This window comes from Syntrophobacterales bacterium (genome assembly GCA_031274925.1).
In the GTDB taxonomy this organism is placed as follows: domain Bacteria; phylum Desulfobacterota; class Syntrophorhabdia; order Syntrophorhabdales; family Syntrophorhabdaceae; genus PNOM01.
This window is the reverse complement of sequence record JAISPL010000053.1, coordinates 46,498-66,035: the sequence shown is the minus strand read 5'-3', so window position 1 is coordinate 66,035 and position 19,538 is coordinate 46,498. Positions and strand designations below refer to the sequence as shown.

Here is a 19,538-nt window from a genome sequence, read left to right as displayed (position 1 = left end):
TTAAACATCAAACATTCTTTGAAACCAGTCCTCAAACAATTCCTTACGATCAGTGTTGAGATATGCGGCCTTCATATTTTCTTTCACAACTTTTGTGTTTGGGTGCGTATCTCCTAATTTATGCAGTAATATCCGGTAAGCCTTCTTAAACCACGTGAGCGCCTTGGGATAATCGCCCTAATTACCGTAGACAAATGCAATGTTATTATACGTGGTGGCGGTACCCGGGTGCTCCTTGCCCAGAACCTTTTCACAGATCGCCAAAGCTTTCTTATACCACGTGAGTGCCTGTCCGTACTGTGCCAGTTTGTCACTGCCTATTCCCAACTGATGATATAGCAGCGCCGTCTTTTCTTCTTTATCGGTGTTACCGATATATGCCTTCTCCGCGTATCGCGCTATAGCGGCAGCGTGAGGGGCAATCTGTTCAAACTGTTTGCGCGATTCCAGACGGCCATAATCGTCTAATGTCGGTATTTCACCTATTGCCGCCTCCATACAAACATATAGCCAATCCGTTCCGTGAGTTTTAATCTGTTCACGGCGAATCTCCTGCACAAGACGGTGGATATAAAAAACATTCCCATCCCGCTTTACCAGAGAATATTTTAGCAATTCCGCAATAATCTCATCTTGTTTGTAAGCATCCCCCAAATCTTCACTTAAGGGGGAAGGGAGTTTTTCCCGCTGCCGCTCGAAAAAATCCAATGGAATCCCATTCGGCGACATATAGGCAAAGAGACTTAACAATTGCTTAGCGCTTTCACTCAACTTGTCAAAAGAAAGCGCGAGGGCTTCCACCACGGGACGAGGATAGTTTGCCGGTCTACCCAGGCTTGATTCAAGCGCTTTTATTGCCCCATCTTTATTCAATAAGGCCAGGTAGGCCGAGCAGGTTTCGCGAGTACGCTTCATATATGCCGCCGCTTGTTCCAAAGGCAGCGGAAGGTAGTTCAATCGCTCTGTCAGTGCGGCCAAGTCGTTGTCGATTAAATCCTGATGCCTGTCAAGCCGTGTACGTATAAACTGCACCGCGTCACGGGAAGTAAAAGGTTCAATTTCAATTGATTTCCCCGGCATTAAGTCGTTATTGCGCGTTGTAATTAAAATATGTCCTGTCGGTATACCTAGAATATAAGGCTCAATATCTTTTCTTTGCTCTGCATTGTCAAAAATGAAAAGCCACGAGTTGTGTTCCTTAAACCATTTTTTCAAGCGTCTGCCCAATTGCTTCGGGTTTAGCTTCCGCGCTTCGTCCATGCCTTCTGGTATAAGGCCGAAGGTGTCGGCAAATTGAAGGCAGTCATTGAAAGCGGTCATTTCAGTTTCCGCGTGAACCTGCCAGATAGCGTCTTTATAGTCATTTATAGAACGATGGGCATATTCTTTGGCAATCTCTGTCTTGCCTACGCCTCCTAAACCGGTGATGATCTGTTTGGCTGTAACACAGGACTTGAACTGTTTATGTATTTCGTTTAATTCGTAGTCACGCCCGGAAAAATACGGATTGCGTTCCGGCAGGTTGTTCTGTGGAAGGTTGCCGGGAAGCAGCGCTTGCAAATTTGCTGGCGGATTTAGTGGGAAAGAGGGTTTCTCCCGGGACACTTCTTCCAGGCCAATGCCGGATAGAAGTTCCTGCTCCGCTTTTTTTTCATTATGGATGTCGCATAAATCAATATATACTAATCCATATAAAAGTCCGTCAGGCTTCACATCTGTAACTCTGACGGGAATTATCGCTCTTTTTTTGTCTTTTTCTTTAGTCGCAATGCCAAACGCGTTTGTCCATTCTTCTATACAATACGGGGATTTCAAATATGCCTCTGAAAGAACGGCAATAAAAACATCAAATTTCTGCAGGAACTCATCCATTTTGGTTATAAAATTATCCCCTGGGCGCATATCCCATTCCTTAATCAAAACGGTCTGGTCACGTTCTTCCAAGACGCCTGCAATCCAGGTTGCCCACGCTTTATCACGCCCTGTGTAACTGATGAAATATTTTTTAGCATCCATATCGCTATCCTCTCCACAAACACTGGCCTGCCATAAAAGCAAGTGTGTGGCGGTAACGAGGCGCCCCCATCATTTGGATTTGTTTTAAAAGGGGGCAGGTTAATAGAGCAAATATTGAACTTGAATTTTCAATAATTTACCGCAGGAAGCTGTTAAAAGACAAGAAAATTCCAAGTCCGCCGCATTATGATGAATATCTATACGGCCTTCGTCGCTTAGCAGAAAACACCTTAAGGAATACCGTGATTGAATGCTAGCCTTTGGCTCAGGAGAGCAGTGGCGGTCCTCACCGCTTCGAGGATTTAAGAAAAATTCTGATTATTTTAAGCGCGCCCGCCGCGATTCGAACGCGGGGCCTTTGGCTCCGGAGGCCAACGCTCTATCCAGCTGAGCTACGGGCGCACGCATATTGTTCATTATATCATATCCCGGGCCAAAATAATCGCAAAAGTTGACTCCTTGATCCATAGCGTTTTTTGGAAAATATAACATATCAGCAGTCATAAGACGTAAGTCTTAAAGAAAGGCGGCTGCTCTCATACATGCATATGCGAGGGATCTTCATAATAATGCTTGAGATCAGGAAATTCATCAATGAGCGGAGCATATTCGAGGTTTATGGCGGCGCATTCTGATTTCCAGTGCACTGTTCGGCGTTATGGCGCTAGAGATATCCTTGAGCGTAAAACAACGGGGATCGGATAGGGAGGTATTACCTGCAAAACAGGTATGGCGAGGCGTTACAGACAGTCCGTCGATTAAAAGTCCTTTTTCAACCTTATCATCCAGCCGTTATCATGGGTTTCCCAAGGAGTGTCCTCGTAACGCTCGAATTTCTGCACTTTGCCGAATGTGAGGTTTGTGTGACGGGGCAGCCTTACGCCCAGGGCCAGCTCCGCTATATATTCCTTTCGGTAATGGTTCGCAAATGTTTTGTTGATCGCGTCAAGACCGATACTGTCTATCCTGTTCAGCGTTAAATATGTAGTCTGCTCGGCGTCTGCCTCTTGCTGGGCTGAATCTGAATCGGCGCCATTGACCTTCGATCTGCTCAGCGTGAGGCTTCCCATCGGCGTCCCGGAAGAGGTTGTGCTCTCGCTTGGTTCCTTATTGCATATCTCCTCCTCCTTTGGCCGGGAGCTTTGAAAATATGGCTTCAGGTGTTTCTGATAATAGGAGTAAAGGGAAGTATCTGTTTTGGTCTTTTTTGTAATGTCGGCTGTCCTTTGTTTCTGTTCCGGCGCCTCGGCGCTGAAGCCGGCGCCCGCAAAGAGACACACCATAAAAAAGACGCACAATAAAACATACGTTATCCGTCTGATCGCTCACCTCCGCGCTTGGGGCCGCGCCATCTATTCCTCTCGCGGCTTCTAAACATATACTAAATAAATATAACACACGATTTCACAAAAACAAAGGGCAGCCGAAGCGTACAATGTCAATTCATTTGCGTTACCGTGAAGCGAGGTACATCTTTCAATAATAGCTTGGCAGTTTGCATATTCCTTATGGAACGTAAAGCCCTTAAGCCGAAAACAGGTGAAGAAACCATTGATGTCATTCGAGCACTCTCTTCTTCCAAAGGCCAGCTTGTTTTCCGGTCTCACGCATATTGATGGCAATGATGCACAAAAGTTATAGGCTATATATTGGTATATCAAAACTATGATGTTTAAGAGAAATTTATTGCCTGCTCGGATAAACAAAATTCCTTATATAAATACGATAGTAATGATGGGCATGGTCGCTACTCAGGGCAAAGCAGATTTTTATGAAAACAATTTACATATTAACAGTTGACATATAAACTGTTAATATGTGTAATGATGGATATGTTTGTAATAACATGTTGAAATAAAGGAATAAAAATGCCGGCAAAAGGATTTGGAATCTTTAAAAAACAGGCGTTCTCGGCAGTATTTGTTACCCAATTTTTAGGCGCGTTTAACGACAATCTGTTTCGGGCTACGTTCTCTGGTTTCGTGATGTATAAACTGGTTGATATATCAGCTTACAGCAAGCAGCTTATTACAAGCCTGGCGGTTGGATTATTTATGCTGCCTTTCCTTTTGTTTTCTGCATTAGCAGGAGAGATTACGGACAAATATCGCAAAGATTTGATTTTCAAGATTTTAAAATTGTGTGAAGTGATCATCGTATCTTTGGCGGTATGCGGTTTTGTTGTTCAAAATCCAATCATGTTGCTTGCTGTTTTGTTCCTTATGGGCGCTCATTCGGCTTTCTTTGGCCCTGCGAAATACAGCATCCTGCCTGATATCTTAAAAGAAAAAGAGTTGCTGGCAGGAAACGGCTTTTTTGAAGCAGGCACATATTTGGCTATTTTGCAAGGGACTATCATTGGCGGTTTAATAATGTCCGGCGAAGGATCCGGATTATTTCTAACGTCCATTTTTATTGTTTCTGTGGCTGTTACAGGATTGATTGCCAGTTTGTTTATTCCGAATGTTAAGGCGGCAGCGCCTCAAAGTGAAATCAGTTTTAATTTTTTGAAATCCACTTTTGTAAATATGAAATTCGCGGCGGTTAAAAGGGAGATTTTGCTGTGCATTCTGGGTTTGTCCTGGTTTTGGCTGGTTGGGGCGGTTTTAATCTCGCAAATCCCAGGATTTTCCCGAAATGTCCTTAACGCTGACGGAAATGTTTATACTTTTCTATTAACATTGTTTTCATGCGGTATCGGCGTTGGAGCCATTTGGTGTCAATCGTTATTAAAGGGTGAAATATCCGGCAGGTATGTGCCGATAAGCTCTATTTTGATGACAATTTTTTTACTGGATTTAGCATTCTCAAGTTTGGGCATCACTGTGACGGGAGACGTTCAAACATTAGATTCTTTTCTGACGTCAGGCGTAGGAATACGCATTTCTTTGGATCTGTTTTTATTGGCTGTTTGCGGCGGATTGTTCATAGTGCCCTTGAATGCGATGTTGCAAATATTTGCTGAAGACAAAATCCGCTCTCGGGTCATTGCGACAAATAACATTATCAATGCGCTTTTTATGGTGGCCGGATCAGGAGTGTGCGCGTTTTTGTTATCTATGAATTTAAGTATTGCTAATGTTTTTCTTTGCTTAGCCGTGGCAAATGCCTTTGTTGCAATTTATATTTGCGGATTGCTGCCGGAACATTTAATCCGTTCTGTTGTGTTGCGTCTCTTAAAGGTATTTTATAAAGTTGAGGTTGCGGGGTTGAATAACTTTAAAAAACTTCCAAAAGAGGCTGTCATTGTGGCAAATCACACTTCTTTTCTGGATGTAGCTTTGATGTGGGCGTATTTGCCGGGTGTGTTTTTTGCAGTTAACTCGCACGTTGCAAAACAGTGGTGGATGCGTCCTTTGCTGCATTTGGTAAAACACTTTCCGATTGATCCGTTGAGTCCAATGGCAGTGAAATCCATTATTAATGAAGTAAAGCAAGGGAAAAAAGTCGTTGTCTTTCCGGAAGGCAGAATTACGACAACAGGCGGTCTTATGAAGGTCTATCCTGGTTCCGCTATGATTGTAAGCAAAACCGAAGCTCCTATTTTGCCTGTTTATATTGACGGGTCGCAGTACTCTATATTTGGGCATTTTGCACGTAAATTCAAAAAGAGGCCGACAAGCCGTATCAAGATGAACATTCTGCCTCCGCAAAAAATGCAAATGAATCCAGATTTGTTTGGGAAAGCACAACGTCTGGATGCAGCGGCAAAGTTGTATGCCATTATGGCAGAAACCAAGTATAAGAGTACAATCCCGGACAAAAGTTTGTTTGAGGGCCTTGTTGATGCGTTTAATCTTGTCGGCGGCAAGAAAAAGGTATTAGAAGATTTATCGCGCAAGCCATTGTCGTTTGCTTCAATGATGACAGGCATTTTTACCTTAGGCAAAGCAATGGCCAACCAAACGCGGCAGGGAGAATATGTCGGGCTTATGCTGCCTGGTTCGAATGCGGCTGTTGTTGCTTTCTTTGGAATGCATGCATACGGCCGCATACCTTGCATGATTAATTTTTCAGGCGGTGTAAAGAGTATTTTAGCCTCTGTAAAAGCAGTGAAAATCAAGACGGTTTACACATCTTTCGAATTTATTCAAAGAGCACATTTGGGAGAAGTTGTTGCTGCCTTAGAGACTGAAGGCATTAAAGTCATCAGCTTGGAAGATGTTAAAAAAGAAATTGGTTTTTGGGATAAAGCAGCGGCGTTTGCAAAAGCGCAGATGCCTCTGCGATATGCCGCCAAGGTGAAGCCGGACGATGCGGCGGTTGTCATGTTTACATCCGGCTCGGAAGGACTGCCTAAAGGAGTTGTTTTAAGCCATAGGAATATTCAAGCCAACCGCGCTCAGTTCAATGCTGTTGCTGACATAGGATTGCTGGACAGCTTTTTTAATGCAATGCCGATATTCCATGCGTTTGGACTGACAGTCGGTATGCTGTTGCCGTTGCTTGGGGGCGTCAAGGTCTTTATGTATCCGTCTCCCTTGCATTATAAAATCGTGCCTGAGTTGATTTACGATACAAACTCGACTGTTATGTTTGGAACAGATACATTTTTGCGTGGTTATGCAAAAGCAGCGCATCCTTACGATTTTTATTCAATACGGTTTACACTTGTAGGCGCCGAAAAAGTGAAAGAAGAAACTTTTAAGACATGGTTTGAAAGGTTTGGCGTTCGGTTGTTTGAAGGATATGGAGCGACTGAGACGGCTCCGATTTTATCTCTCAATTTACCCATGAATTTCAAATTGGGAACAGTAGGACGTTTGCTGCCGGGCATTGAATCCCGCCTTGAAAAAGTACCCGGAGTAGAAAATGGCGGTCGACTGTTTGTCAAGGGGCAGAATATTATGAAAGGCTATTTGAAGCCTGAACAACCAGGTATACTGCAAACGCTGGATGACGGCTGGTACGACACAGGCGATATTGTGAATATTGACAACGAAGGGTTTGTGAAAATTCTGGGCCGTGCGAAACGGTTTGCCAAAATTGCAGGAGAAATGGTAAGCCTGTCAGCCGTTGAAACTGAAATCTCTGCTTATTGGAGCGATGGTATGCACGCAGCTGTAGCCGTTCCAGACGATAGAAAAGGAGAGCAATTGATTTTGTTCACAACGAACAAAGAAATAACAAGGCTGGATGTGGCAGCGCGTTTCAAATCTGCCGGAATAAGCGAGCTTGCCGTACCAAAGCAGGTTGTAGTGTTGGATACTATGCCAATAATAGGAACAGGCAAGACGGATTACGTTAAGTTGAATGAAGAAGCCGCAAAAGAACTGTAGAAGGAGGGCAATAAAATGGTTAATTTGAAAAAATACGGTATTGACCCTCTAAAAAAACGCGATTACGAGAATGTCGCCTATGTGATGGCGCTGATTTATAATATGTCGACAAAAAGGATCAATAAGTTTTTTCGGGCATATGGCGTAACTTTACAGCAGTTTAACGTGCTGATGGCTGTGCGTTTCCAAAACGAGGGCAAGGGGTTGAATCAAAAAGAAATAGGAAGCCACTTGATTGTTTCGCCCGGAAGCATTACGCGCTTAACGGATAATTTGATGAAAGAAAAAATGCTGGTTGTTTCGCAGAATAAGAACAATCGCCGAGAAAATATTGTTAAAATTACGCCAAAAGGGCGTAATTTCATTGAAACTGTTTGGCCGGGGTATGACAGGATGATGCGAGAGATTGTTGACCTTGTCCCCAAAGCAAATCAGGCGTTTTTATCCAAGGTTTTATCCGATTGGCTTGAGGCGCTTACGAATGATGTGTAATGGTATGTCGCCGCTTGGGGGACATTTAGCTTGACAGGGGGTACTTTTTAACCTAAATTAAATATATTATTACCTATGAAAGGAGCGGTACACGCGATGGAAGATGACCCTGGCGGTCAATGCTTAATATGCGGAGCAGAATCGCTCCTGTTCATGTCGTGAGTCGGGTTCTCTGACTCTTTCTCTCCTCATGGGCCTGGCGGTTCTGGAGGAGAGTACTTTAAGTTTCCTCATCTTCGCTTTTGCATCAGAAATACCAAGAACGGCAGTATTAAAGAAAACTATTTAAGAAAACATGGTTCGCCGTACGGGAGGCTTTGGGCGAGCGTCATCTCTTTGCTTTCTCAAGTTGTACGCCTCCATTCTTGGCCGGTATGTCTCCGTCGTTCCTTTCATTTTTGATCGGAATGGTGATTTATGATGGGGAAAGGTTCGTTCAAAAGAGATTCAGGAAATACAGCCGATTGGTCCGGAGCAAGACGAGGTCCGGCTGCGGCGCCGGATAGTGAACGGCGCCTCTTCGAGCTTTGCACTCTTCCCGTATCTGAAGCTCTTGACGCCCTTGGCGCCACCCCTCAAGGCCTTGCCGCTGAAGAGGCCGAAGAACGCCTTGATGAATACGGTCCCAACGAAATGGCTCATATCAGGCGGAGAGGCTTCTGGAGTGATATTCTGGAACGATGCAAGAGTCCGCTTGTGATTCAGCTTCTGGTTATTGCGGTTGTATCAGCCCTGATCGGAGAGATTAAGTCGACGGCGATTGTAAGCGCCATGGTCGTGCTTAGCATAGGGCTTGCCTACGTTATCGACAGGCGCTCAAACCTTGCGGTGGAAGCTCTCGGCAAAAGGGTCCAGCCCCGGACTCTTCTTCTAAGGGACGGCAAAGAGATCGAGATCAGGGTCTCGGAGATCGTCCCCGGAGATATCGTCTTCCTTCATGCGGGGTCGATAGTCCCGGCAGACCTTCGCCTCATTACGGCGAAAGATTTTTTTGTCAACCAATCTTCCCTTTCCGGAGAATCAATGGCGGTGGAGAAGACCTCCGATCCAGGTCCGGTATCGGCAGGCCGTATTCCGTGGGAACTGCCCAATGCATGTTTCAGGGGAAGTAACGTCACAAGCGGCACAGGGCGCGGGGTGGTCATAAATACTGGCATGCAGACGGTCTTTGGCTCCATCTCGGCCCGCCTCGCCATTCGGCCCGAACAGACGAGCTTTGATATTGGCGTCAAGTCCTTCACATGGCTCATGATCCGATTCATGATCGTCATGGTCAGCGCCGTCTTCTTTATCGTAGGCCTGACAAAAGGCAACTGGATGGAGGCGCTGCTCTTCGGCCTTTCCGTAGCGGTGGGACTTACGCCAGAAATGTTGCCCATGATTGTCACCGTGAACCTCGCCAAAGGTGCGCTCACCATGTCGAAGAAGAAGGTCATAGTGAAACACCTCCCTTCCATCCAAAACTTCGGGGCCATCGATATTCTCTGTACGGACAAGACGGGGACTCTCACCCAGGATAGGGTTATTCTTGAGCAGCATGTGGACATCACCGGCCACTCAAGCGAGGATGTCCTGAACTACGCCTATCTGAACAGTTATTTTCAGACAGGCCTCCAGAGTCTCATTGACCGCGCTGTCCTTGATTCAGCAGACCTTTACGTGGATCAGAACCGTCTCGTCGATGAGCTTCCCTTCGATTTTCAGCGCCGCCGTATGTCGGTGGTGGTCGACTATGAAGGAAGCCATGTCCTCATATGCAAAGGCGCGGTTGAGGAGATATACGCCTGTTCCAGCCATTACCAGATCGGCGAGGAGATCTATCCGCTCATCGGGGTAATCCGGGAAGACCTTTTTGAGGCGGTAGAGGATTTCAACGAAGATGGTTATCGTGTCCTCGCCATCGGCTACCGGGAATTCTCAAGGGATAAGACCTCATTTACGGTGGCTGATGAAACGGATCTTGTTCTCTTGGGGTATATCGCCTTCCTCGACCCTCCCAAGGATTCCGCCACTGAGGCCCTGAAGCTGCTGAAGGGAGCAGGGGTGAAAGTCAAGGTGCTGACCGGTGACAACGGCCTGGTCACGAGAAAGATCTGTCGGGATGTAGGTCTTACCACCGATCGGATCGTCACGGGCGGAGACCTTTCCCGTTTTTCCGCCGAGGAGTTTTCCCGGGCGGTAATGGAAGAGGATGTGTTTGTCAAGCTCACGCCGGCGCAGAAAGAAGAAATTGTCAGGACGCTGCGGCAAAAAGGTCATGTCGTCGGGTTCATGGGTGACGGCATAAACGACGCCCCCGCCCTCAAGGCGGCCGATGTCGGCATATCGGTCGATTCAGCGGTCGACGTAGCAAAAGAGGCGGCGGATATCGTGCTTCTCGAAAAGAACCTCCTCATTCTCGAAGAAGGTATTATTGAGGGACGGAAGGTCTTTGCGAATATCGTCAAATATATCAGGATGGGTGCGAGTTCTAACTTCGGAAACATGTTCAGCGTCTTAGGCGCGAGCTATTTGCTGCCGTTTCTGCCGATGCAGCCCATACAGGTCCTGACGAACAACCTGCTCTATGATTTTTCGCAAACCGGTATTCCCATGGACAAGGTCGATGACGAACTCATAGCCAAACCCCTAAAATGGAACATCGGCAATGTCAAGCGTTTCATGGCTTTCATCGGACCCGTAAGCTCCATCTTCGACTATGCCACCTTCGCGCTTATGTGGTTCTTTTTTCACTGCAACGCTTTCGTCAATACGGCCACGACTCCTCAGAACAAGGAAATGCTGGAGAGGCTCTTTCAGACGGGATGGTTCGTGGAATCCCTCCTTACCCAGACCCTCATTGTCCATATCATCAGGACCAGGAAGATCCCCTTTATCGGGAGCCGCGCCTCGGTCCATCTTACCCTCACAACGCTCGCCATTATGGCTATCGGTGTCTGGCTGCCATACTCGCCATTCGCATCGACCCTGGGCATGGCGCCACTCCCTCTCTCCTACTGGCTCTGGATCACCGTTTTTCTTATCATGTACGCTGTATTGACACACGGCGTGAAGAACTGGTTCTTCAAACGTTATGGAGGTGATTGACCATGAATACCCTTTTGGATGCATTACAGGAAGGAAGGCTCATTGAGTTGCCCGACAATAATAAGGATGACGCCTTACAGTTTCTTGCCCACATTATCGAGGCCATACCATCGGTCCGTTCCGGCACCGATGTCGTTGGTCTCGTAACGGCAAGGGAAGCTACGGTGAATACGGCCTTAAGCAAGGGATGGGCAGTGCCCCACGCCAGAATCTCAGGTGAAGGGGACCTGATCTGCGTCATAGGATGGAGTCCCGTAGGGATCGACTACGGCGCCCCCGGCGGAACTCCCGTCTCAATCATCGCCATGTTCCTTGTGCCCGACGACCAGCGGAACCACTACCTGAGAGAGGTCTCAACCCTCGCGAGAGCTCTTACGACATATGCTGAGATGGATAAACTCTGTGCCGCCGCCGAGTTGAACGACGTGAGGGATATTCTCCTTGACCTTATCAGTGCGACAAGCGAGGCTGCCGGTCCTGATACCCGTGCGCGTATGATCCAGCTCCAGACCAAGGCGACTGTGGAGACGGCGCCTGTCAGAGACCTTTCAAGGTTTGTCATTGAGCCGGTGACGCTTGTTGCAAGTCCAGGATCAAAGTCCGTGGTCCTCACCCAGAATCATGAGCTCACTGTATCCCTGGATAACGCGCAAGGCCTGATTGAAGGGATCGCCAACAACGGCATTTACCAGAACGGGGGATGGCGCGTGGTGAAGCGAGGGGAGATGGTCTACCAGGCGGATCGCATAATCTACGATTGCCTTGCCATAAAAGATATGACTTAAACGGCGGGAGACGGCGCAGGATGAACCTCCCCGTCGGCAAGCGACAGGGGTTCGGGGTTTACGACTGACTATCAGGCAACGCATGCCTCAAGGTGCGGAGAATTAGACCCGTAAGATTAAAGACCCACCTCCTTAGTTTTTCGTTATTAATCTGGTTGTAGCCGGCTTATTTGCCCCATGGTTCCAACTATGTTATACTGTCAGGAATGATATCTGGAATATCGGGGGGTTATATATGACGACAGACGATGCGCTGTTTCTCGGCTCTGACCAGTTTCCCACGGTACCATTCGTTCTTGATGGAGTCTCATATCGGTTCATCAGGGAAAACAAAGTAATCCCCCTCGACTTCAAGAACAACACGCTTAAGGTAGTTATGGCCGACCCCTCGGACAGGGAGATTATTGATTCCCTGAAGGTGGCAGTCGGTAGTGATGTTGTCGTCTATACGAGTGACGTGACGCTCATCGACGAGTATATATCAAGATTCTACAGTCAGGAATCGCAGAACATCAAGGGCATCATCGAAGACATGGACGACGGGGAAACCCTGGAATTCATCCGCGATGAGGAAGAGGATGTAGGCCACCTTAAAGACCTTGCTTCGGAGGCTCCCATTATTAAGCTCTGTAACCTCTTTATTTCTAGGGCGGTGGAGAGCAGAGCAAGCGATATTCATATAGAACCCTTTGAAGATGAGCTGAAGGTAAGATACCGCATAGACGGGGTGCTCCATGATGCGGAGACTGCGCCTAAGCGGCTGCAGGCAGCAATCGTCTCGAGGATAAAGATTATGTCGAAGATGAATATCGCAGAGCGGAGGCTCCCCCAGGATGGACGCATCAGACTCCGGGTGGGTGAAAGAGAGATCGACCTCAGGGTTTCGACCATCCCCATAGTACACGGAGAGGGTGTGGTCATGAGGATCTTAGACAAAGAGAGCGTGGTCGTAGACCTTGATCTGCTGGGGTTTTTACCCGAGATCCTTTCCACCTTCAACGGACTTATCAACAAGCCTAACGGCATTGTGCTGGTCACTGGTCCCACGGGAAGCGGAAAAACCACAACCCTTTACGGGGCCTTGGACAAGGTTAATTCCCCTGACAAAAAGATTATTACCGTCGAAGATCCTGTGGAATATCAGCTCAAAGGTATAAACCAAATACAGGTAAAGACCCAGATAGGCCTTGATTTTTCGAACACTTTGAGGCATATCGTGCGGCAGGATCCTGATATCATCATGATCGGCGAGATCAGGGACTTAGCAACTGCCGAAATCGCCATTCAGTCGGCCCTCACGGGCCACTTAGTCTTTTCCACTCTCCATACGAACGACGCACCGAGCGCCATCACGAGGCTCTTAGACATGGGGGTCGAGAGCTTCCTCCTTTCGTCCACAGTGCGGGGGATTCTTGCCCAGCGGCTTGTGAGAGTCATCTGTCCCAAATGCAAGGAACTCGACACGTCAGGTGCCGACCAGAATGAACTTGACATGCTGGGTCTGAGTAAAGATACGCCCCTTTTCAAGGGAAGAGGGTGCGAAGCGTGTGCTAACACCGGCTATTACGGCAGGCAAGGTATATTTGAGCTCCTTGTGGTCAACGAGGAAGTCAGAAAGATGATCCTCAAGAACGCCGATTCCATACAGACCCGAGATGTGGCAAGGGCGCAGGGCATGAAAACCCTCCTTGAGGACGGCGTCGAAAAAATAAAGAGAGGGACAACGACCTTGAGAGAGGTTTTGCGGGTCACTCAGGAGGTGTAATGGCAGTTTTTTCTTACCGGGCCACCACCATGGCCGGTGAGCCACTTGAGGGTATTGTTGAGGCGGCCGACGAAAAAGCCGCCATAGAGAAGCTGAAGAGCACGGGCATGATCCCCCTCAAGGTGGTGGCGCCCAAACAGAAAGGCCTCAAGGCGAAGATCAGCTTCAAGCGGTCCAAGGGGGACCTCCTTACCTTCACCGCTGAATTGTCGGTTCTTCTTTCAGCGGGACTGCCATTGGACAGGGGCCTCAACATCCTTTCCGAGATTTCCGAGGGGAAGGATATGAAGGAGATAGTACAGTCCATCCTCAAATCCATACGGGAGGGAAGTTCGTTTTCCGACGCCCTCCAGAAACATCCGAAGACGTTTCCCCGGCTTTACATAAACATGATAAGGGCGGGCGAGGCCGGCGGTGTGCTCGAAGTGGTGCTTGACAAACTGAACGAGTTCCTCGAATCGACGAAGGAATTGAAGGACCAGATATTCTCGGCCATGATCTATCCAACGATCCTGAGCCTCACCGGCGGCATTTCGATCATTATACTGCTCACCTTCGTGCTCCCTAAATTTTCCGTCATATTTACGGAACTTGGAGGCAACCTTCCGTTGCCTACCAAAGTTCTCCTTGCGGTGAGCGTAGGTATGAGGACCTACTGGTGGCTTGGGATGGCATTAATCGCAGGTGCGTGGATAGCGGCCAAGATGTATGTGAAAACGGCGTCGGGAAAGTATCAATGGGACGCAATGAAACTCCGCCTTCTTGGGGATGTGGTGGGGAAACTCGAGACCGCTCGGTTCTGCCGCACCTTAGGGACCTTGCTCCGGAGCGGGGTATCCTTCCTTCAGGCCCTAAATAATTCCAAAGATGTCATCAACAACCAGGTGATCGCTTCCGGTCTGGACACGGTCGCCAAAGAAACCAAGGAAGGCAAAGGTATCGCCGTCCCGCTGGCCGCGGCGAAAGTACTTCCCCCCCTTGCCCTTTCCATGATAAAGGTCGGTGAGGAAACTGGACAGCTTGATGCGATGCTCCTTAAAGTAGCCACTGCATACGAGAAGAGCCTGAGGGATACGGTTAAGAGATTCGTGGGTTTCATAGAACCGGCCATGATTCTCATAATGGGTCTTGTCATCGGGTTTATCGTAATCTCCATGCTCATGGCAATTTTCAGCATCACGGATATGCCGTTCTGAGGTTAAGCGTGAAAGACCACTTATGCCGCTTAAGACCTTCGGTTGGGGCTTTTGCCTGGACGACGGTGCGCCTGGGGTGTTGCAATGCCCGCCAGTCCCCTGGTTTTACCCTCCTTGAGCTGATCCTTGTGATGGCAATCGCCGCCCTCATACTCGGTCTTGGCGCCATGTTTTTTGCGAATACCCTTCCAGGCGCCCATCTCGCCGCAACTGGGCGCGAATTAACGGCGTCCGTCAGGCAGATGAAATTCCTTGCCCAGAACAGAGGGGAAGACCTGATTCTCACGGTGGACCTTGATATGAAGAGATACGGAATTGAGGGCATGCGTATGAAGACCGTACCGTCAGATGTATCCATCATGGCGGTAGACCCTATAGTGGGACAGGTGAGGAACGGGAAGTACCTTATTACATTCCGTTCCACTGGCGGAGTCGAAGGCGGGATGCTTGTGCTGGCTGCGAGAAAAAAGGTCATCTATATCGAAATGGACCCGGTGGTGGGTTCCGTGAAGGTGCGCCGATGAGATACGCGGTACGTCTGCTGAGGCCCGGGAATGTAAAGACCCGGGCGAGAGCCTGGTCCAATCTTGGACAAGGAGGGTTCACGCTCCTTGAGGTACTTGTGGCCCTCGCTATACTGGGCATATCGGTGACCATAATTTTTCAGCTTATCTCGGCCAACCTCAAGGCTGTGAGAGGTTCCGAGGATTATGTCTCGGCTGTGGTGCGTGCCCAGACAAAGATGAGGGAAGTGCTGGAGGACGAAAACCTGGCTGAAAAAGTGTGGAGTGAAACTACCGTCGACGGTTACACGGTCGATATTGCCGTGGTCGAGACGTTTAAGGAAAGGACAAAAGAGCTTCAGGTCCAGCTTCTGGAGGTCGTGCTGACAGTGCACTGGATTAAAGACTCAAAGAGGAAAGCTCTGACCGTGAGAAGCATGAAAATGATTCACAGAAAGGTCTAGGGTGTGGCTCGGCATGGCTGACGTAAAAGAGCCGGAACCTCGGTTCGGGATCATGAGAAAGGCGGCGGGAACACGAGACGGTGATAACGGTGATAAAGGATTTACACTCCTTGAACTGATCATAGCTATTACCCTCGTGGCGACCATTATTCTCATAGTCGCCGGTGCGATCAGGCTTGGATACCGCTCTGCGGACAGCGGGGAAAGGAAGATAGAGAACCTTGAGAGGTTCAGAGCCTCTCTTACGATAATAAACGCCCAGATCCAGTCCGGGGCGCCTCTCACCTATGAACAGGACGGGGCGAAGCGAGTCTACTTTGAAGGGAGCAGGGACTACATGAGGGTGGCGACCAACTATTCCATCTGGACAGGCAGAAGGGGATATGTGCTGGTAACATACAAGGTCCAGTTTGAGGAGAACGGAACGGTGACCATGTATGCAACCGAAAGTACGATCGGTACCACGGGCATAAGGCAGACAAGGCTTCTCAGGAACCTTGATCAGATATTTTTCGAGTACTTCTCCAGAGACTCCACCGACGAAGCGGGCGAATGGCTGAATCAGTGGACCGACGACTTGAAAACCCCGGAGAAAGTGAGGATCTGGCTTGTAAGCGGAAGACGTCAGATTATGCTGGTTATACCCATGAGGGCTGAAGGAACGGAAATAGATGGCATTGGCGATAGTTCAGATGATAGTTCAGATGATAGTTCAGATGATAATCCAGATGATCTTCTGGATGATAGGGTGATACGATAATGGAAATGAAAAATCAGGAGACAGTCTGATTATGCTGGTCAATGCTGGCTTTCGCGCCTCAATGCCAAAAATTATGGCCTCGGACCGGGGGATCGCGCTTCTTATGGTGCTCTGGATTGTGATCATCCTTACTGTCATTGCCCTTTCTTTTTCTTTCATGACAAGAACCGATACCCATGCGACGCTCTTCTTCAAGGAAGGCATGGAGAAGCAGTTCCTGGCGGAGGCGGGGATGGAAAGGGCAATCATGGAGATGCTCTACAGGGACCACATCAAAAACCTGCCGACAGCGCCAATGGAGAGCGAGGTTGTAAGAGTGGATGGAAGGGAGTATACGGGCCAGCTGGGAGCAGATTATTATGTATATGGAATCCTCGATGAATCGGGGAAGATTAATATAAACCTTTTAACAGACAATTCTGATATAATATTGGGTAATTTGCTTGTAAACAGGGGTGTACCCAAAGAACTGGCGGATACAATAGTGGACTCTGTCCGGGACTGGACCGACAGTGACGATACCCACAGGCTAAACGGCGCTGAAAGCGACTATTACATGTCTTTGCCTGTCCCCTATGCGGCAAGGAACGGTAAATTTGAGGCAGTGGAGGAACTTCTGCTCGTAAAAGGAATGACGCCTGAAATCCTTTACGGAAATGCCAAGACGCCGGGCATTTTCAATTTCGTCACCGTCTATTCCACTGCGGGGAAAATTAACATCAACACTGCTCCAAAGGAGGTCTTGGCTGCCTTGCCCGGAATGACGCCCGAGATGGCGGACCAGGTCGTCGGCATGAGAAGCTTGGTAGATATAACTGACCTTGAGCAGGTAAACCAAGTCATGGGAGACGCCTTCACGACAATATTACCGTATGTCGGCTATACCGGATCGAGCCTTTACACGATCGAATCGACCGGATATAAGAAGGGTCAGGGCCTCACAGTGAAGGGTATTGTGGATATACAGGGAGACAGGTGCCGGTATATATATTATAAGGCTCCGGCAGGGACTAAACCGTGGCGGGAGCAGAAACTATGAGCGAAGCGTATGGACGGAGGTCTAAGACACGCCGTGGATAGTAATGAAAAACAGATGGAGATAATCGAATGACGCGGACAGAAGTAATGAAAAGGCTGTCCGGATTGACCTCGTTCTGGCCAGACTTTGCGGCAAAGGTTCAGCTATGGTGGAAACCCTTCTTCAACTTGCTTACCTTCAGCCTCATGGAAGGTATCTTGGTGCCAAAGAAATCGCTCGCAGTATCAATTGAGCGTGGTTCCCTGTGGGTGGCGCTGGGATCGAAATTTTTCTCGAAAATCAAGATCAACTGGTGCAGGAAGTATCTTTTTGAGGAAGGCAGATATCCGAGTCCGGCGAACATGGTTTCTACCCTGGTTGTCGGTTTTAGGGAACTTAAAGTGCTGAAAAGGTATGTCACGTTGAGTATTCCCAAGGAGTGGATTATTATCAGGACTGCGGACCTTCCATCTGCTGTGAAGTCCAATATCGGCGATGTGGTGGCGTACGAGCTGGACAGACTTACCCCGTTTAGCTCGGAGAGTGCCTATTACGACTTTAAGATTCTCTCCGAAACGGAAGATAAGCTGACCATTATTATAGTCGCTGCGAGAGCTGACCTGATAAATCAATATCTGAACGCGCTTTTGGCTGAAAACATATTTGTCGAGAGGGTGACCGTCAATCTCTCGGGACTCGGTACGCTTTGTTCCTACATGGACTTCGCTTCGGATTTCATATGTCTCGATGTGGATCCTCACGGGTATGAAGGAGGATTTGTTCGTAGCGGTCGTGTCGTGATGGCCTTTGGAGGAATTTTTCCAGAAAGCAGCCCGGCGGAAAAGGCGGGCTTGATTGCGGGCGGGGTTGGGCCTGCTGTCAGCCTGGCGCGGAGTCTGAAGATTACCCCAACAGCTCTGGCATACACGAAAGGCAAAGACGACATGCCCTTGAGCCTGTCCCTTGGCATGCCTGTAAAAGCGCTGAGCGGAGACGACGTCAGACTCAAGCTGTCCGCGAGTCTGGATGATTTTTCCTATAATGCCGTTGGGGCTGCTCTTGAATCCCTCTGGCCTGAAGCGAAAGGGTTCAATATTCTGGGAAAGGGGCTTGAAGCCAAAATCACGGTTCCCAAGGCGGCAACGCTTGTCCTTATTATACTTCTCCTTGCGTCTTGGATCCCTTATGTGATCCTTCCTTTGCAGAGGGAACAGAAAAGGCTTCAGGAAATCAACCGTCAGATCTCAATCAGAAAGGAAGAGGTAAAAAAGGTTGAGGCCTTGAAAAAAGAGGTGGATGCGGTTGCCGCCGAGTTGGCTGCCATAGACAATTTCAAGGCGAACAATCCCATGTCGCTAGTTCTCCTTAAAGAACTGACCACGAGCCTTCCTAAGAGCGTCTGGCTCACCAGGTCCAGGATTACCGAGACGACGATGGAGCTTGAAGGGTATGCGAACTCCGCTTCGGAGGTTCTCCCTAAACTGGAACAGTCGAAGCGCCTAAAGAAAGTGGAATTCGCATCTCCTACTATCAGGGATGCCAGAGCGAACGCCGACAGATTTGTGATCAAGATGGAGTTAGAAGGTTTTGCCAAGGAGGGGGCGGATAAGGTTAAAGATGGAGAAACAGAGTAATATCCTCAGGTTTGCGTTGCCCGTAATTGCAATATTGGCCGTGATTACGGTCTACAATTACGGATATGAGAAGGTCAGAACGGAAAGGGATACGATCAAGGAAGCCCAGATCGCAAAGACAAGAACGCTTCAGAAGTATATATCGATAATAGCGGAGAAACCGGCGCTCGAAAGCAGACTTGCCGCCTTGAAGGAGAAGAGAAAGGCGGATGAGTCGAAAATCATCGACGCACAGACGCTCTCTCTTGCCGCCAATACCCTCGAAAACTCGGTGAAGAGTATGATTACGGGCAAAGGAGGCTCAATCTCAAGTGCACGGGTGGAAAAGCCCGAAGACCTCGAAAAATTCAAGGTCGTGAATGTTACCATGGATGTCACCCTGCCAGACACCAGGGCATTAGGCGACGTTATCTACAATATCGAGACCAGTACGCCCTATATGGTGATAAGGGAGCTAGACACAAGGGTCAGGAACTTCAAAGAACCCAGGGAGCTTATGGTAAAATTCAGGATTGCCGCACTCACAGACAGGAGATAGG

General features: G+C 48.4%; 14 protein-coding genes and 1 tRNA gene. 12 read left to right on the top strand and 3 right to left on the bottom strand.

Going from position 1 to position 19,538, the window contains the following annotated elements; translation table 11 throughout:
* Positions 1-177 precede the first annotated feature (177 nt).
* From LBQ00_08810 to LBQ00_08800, 3 genes are all read right to left on the bottom strand, one after another.
* Complete coding sequence (locus LBQ00_08810; GenBank protein ID MDR2018943.1) at positions 178-2,016, bottom strand: toll/interleukin-1 receptor domain-containing protein; 1,839 nt, start codon at positions 2,014-2,016, stop codon at positions 178-180.
* Between the two features lie 328 nt (positions 2,017-2,344).
* Positions 2,345-2,418 (bottom strand) — tRNA-Arg (locus LBQ00_08805).
* 356 nt (positions 2,419-2,774) lie between these two features.
* On the bottom strand, positions 2,775-3,299 hold the full coding sequence (locus LBQ00_08800; protein MDR2018942.1) for a hypothetical protein: 525 nt from the start codon (positions 3,297-3,299) through the stop codon (positions 2,775-2,777).
* Between the two features lie 585 nt (positions 3,300-3,884).
* On the opposite strand from LBQ00_08800, the gene LBQ00_08795 reads away from it, so the two are divergent.
* The 12 genes from LBQ00_08795 (at position 3,885) to LBQ00_08740 (ending at position 19,537) form a co-directional block, all read left to right on the top strand.
* Positions 3,885-7,295, top strand: a complete 3,411-nt coding sequence (locus tag LBQ00_08795; protein ID MDR2018941.1) for an acyl-[ACP]--phospholipid O-acyltransferase — start codon at positions 3,885-3,887, stop codon at positions 7,293-7,295.
* Between the two features lie 15 nt (positions 7,296-7,310).
* Complete coding sequence (locus LBQ00_08790) at positions 7,311-7,787, top strand: MarR family transcriptional regulator (GenBank protein ID MDR2018940.1); 477 nt, start codon at positions 7,311-7,313, stop codon at positions 7,785-7,787.
* Positions 7,788-8,204: 417 nt separating this feature from the next.
* On the top strand, positions 8,205-10,874 hold the full coding sequence (gene mgtA, locus LBQ00_08785) for a magnesium-translocating P-type ATPase (protein MDR2018939.1): 2,670 nt from the start codon (positions 8,205-8,207) through the stop codon (positions 10,872-10,874).
* A gap of 2 nt (positions 10,875-10,876) precedes the next feature.
* On the top strand, positions 10,877-11,659 hold the full coding sequence (locus LBQ00_08780) for a PTS sugar transporter subunit IIA (GenBank protein MDR2018938.1): 783 nt from the start codon (positions 10,877-10,879) through the stop codon (positions 11,657-11,659).
* A gap of 235 nt (positions 11,660-11,894) precedes the next feature.
* Positions 11,895-13,424 (top strand): type II secretion system ATPase GspE, encoded by a 1,530-nt coding sequence (gene gspE, locus LBQ00_08775; GenBank protein ID MDR2018937.1) that lies wholly within the window; start codon positions 11,895-11,897, stop codon positions 13,422-13,424.
* Complete coding sequence (locus LBQ00_08770) at positions 13,424-14,620, top strand: type II secretion system F family protein (protein MDR2018936.1); 1,197 nt, start codon at positions 13,424-13,426, stop codon at positions 14,618-14,620. Before gspE ends, LBQ00_08770 begins: the two co-directional genes overlap by 1 nt.
* 8 nt (positions 14,621-14,628) lie before the next feature.
* On the top strand, positions 14,629-15,144 hold the full coding sequence (locus LBQ00_08765) for a prepilin-type N-terminal cleavage/methylation domain-containing protein (protein MDR2018935.1): 516 nt from the start codon (positions 14,629-14,631) through the stop codon (positions 15,142-15,144).
* On the top strand, positions 15,141-15,587 hold the full coding sequence (locus LBQ00_08760; protein MDR2018934.1) for a prepilin-type N-terminal cleavage/methylation domain-containing protein: 447 nt from the start codon (positions 15,141-15,143) through the stop codon (positions 15,585-15,587). The genes LBQ00_08765 and LBQ00_08760 overlap by 4 nt, the downstream gene beginning before the upstream one ends.
* Positions 15,588-15,600: 13 nt before the next feature.
* Complete coding sequence (locus LBQ00_08755; protein ID MDR2018933.1) at positions 15,601-16,347, top strand: prepilin-type N-terminal cleavage/methylation domain-containing protein; 747 nt, start codon at positions 15,601-15,603, stop codon at positions 16,345-16,347.
* A gap of 31 nt (positions 16,348-16,378) precedes the next feature.
* The gene (locus LBQ00_08750) at positions 16,379-17,386 is read left to right on the top strand and encodes a general secretion pathway protein GspK (protein ID MDR2018932.1); all 1,008 of its coding nucleotides are present in this window, start codon (positions 16,379-16,381) and stop codon (positions 17,384-17,386) included.
* Positions 17,387-17,454: 68 nt separating this feature from the next.
* Positions 17,455-18,999: a PilN domain-containing protein gene (locus LBQ00_08745; protein MDR2018931.1), complete on the top strand. Its 1,545-nt coding sequence runs from the start codon at positions 17,455-17,457 to the stop codon at positions 18,997-18,999.
* Positions 18,983-19,537 carry a type II secretion system protein M gene (locus LBQ00_08740; protein ID MDR2018930.1) on the top strand — a complete coding sequence of 185 codons (555 nt, stop codon included), beginning with the start codon at positions 18,983-18,985 and terminating at the stop codon, positions 19,535-19,537. Before LBQ00_08745 ends, LBQ00_08740 begins: the two co-directional genes overlap by 17 nt.
* The last annotated feature ends 1 nt before the right edge of the window (position 19,538 follow it).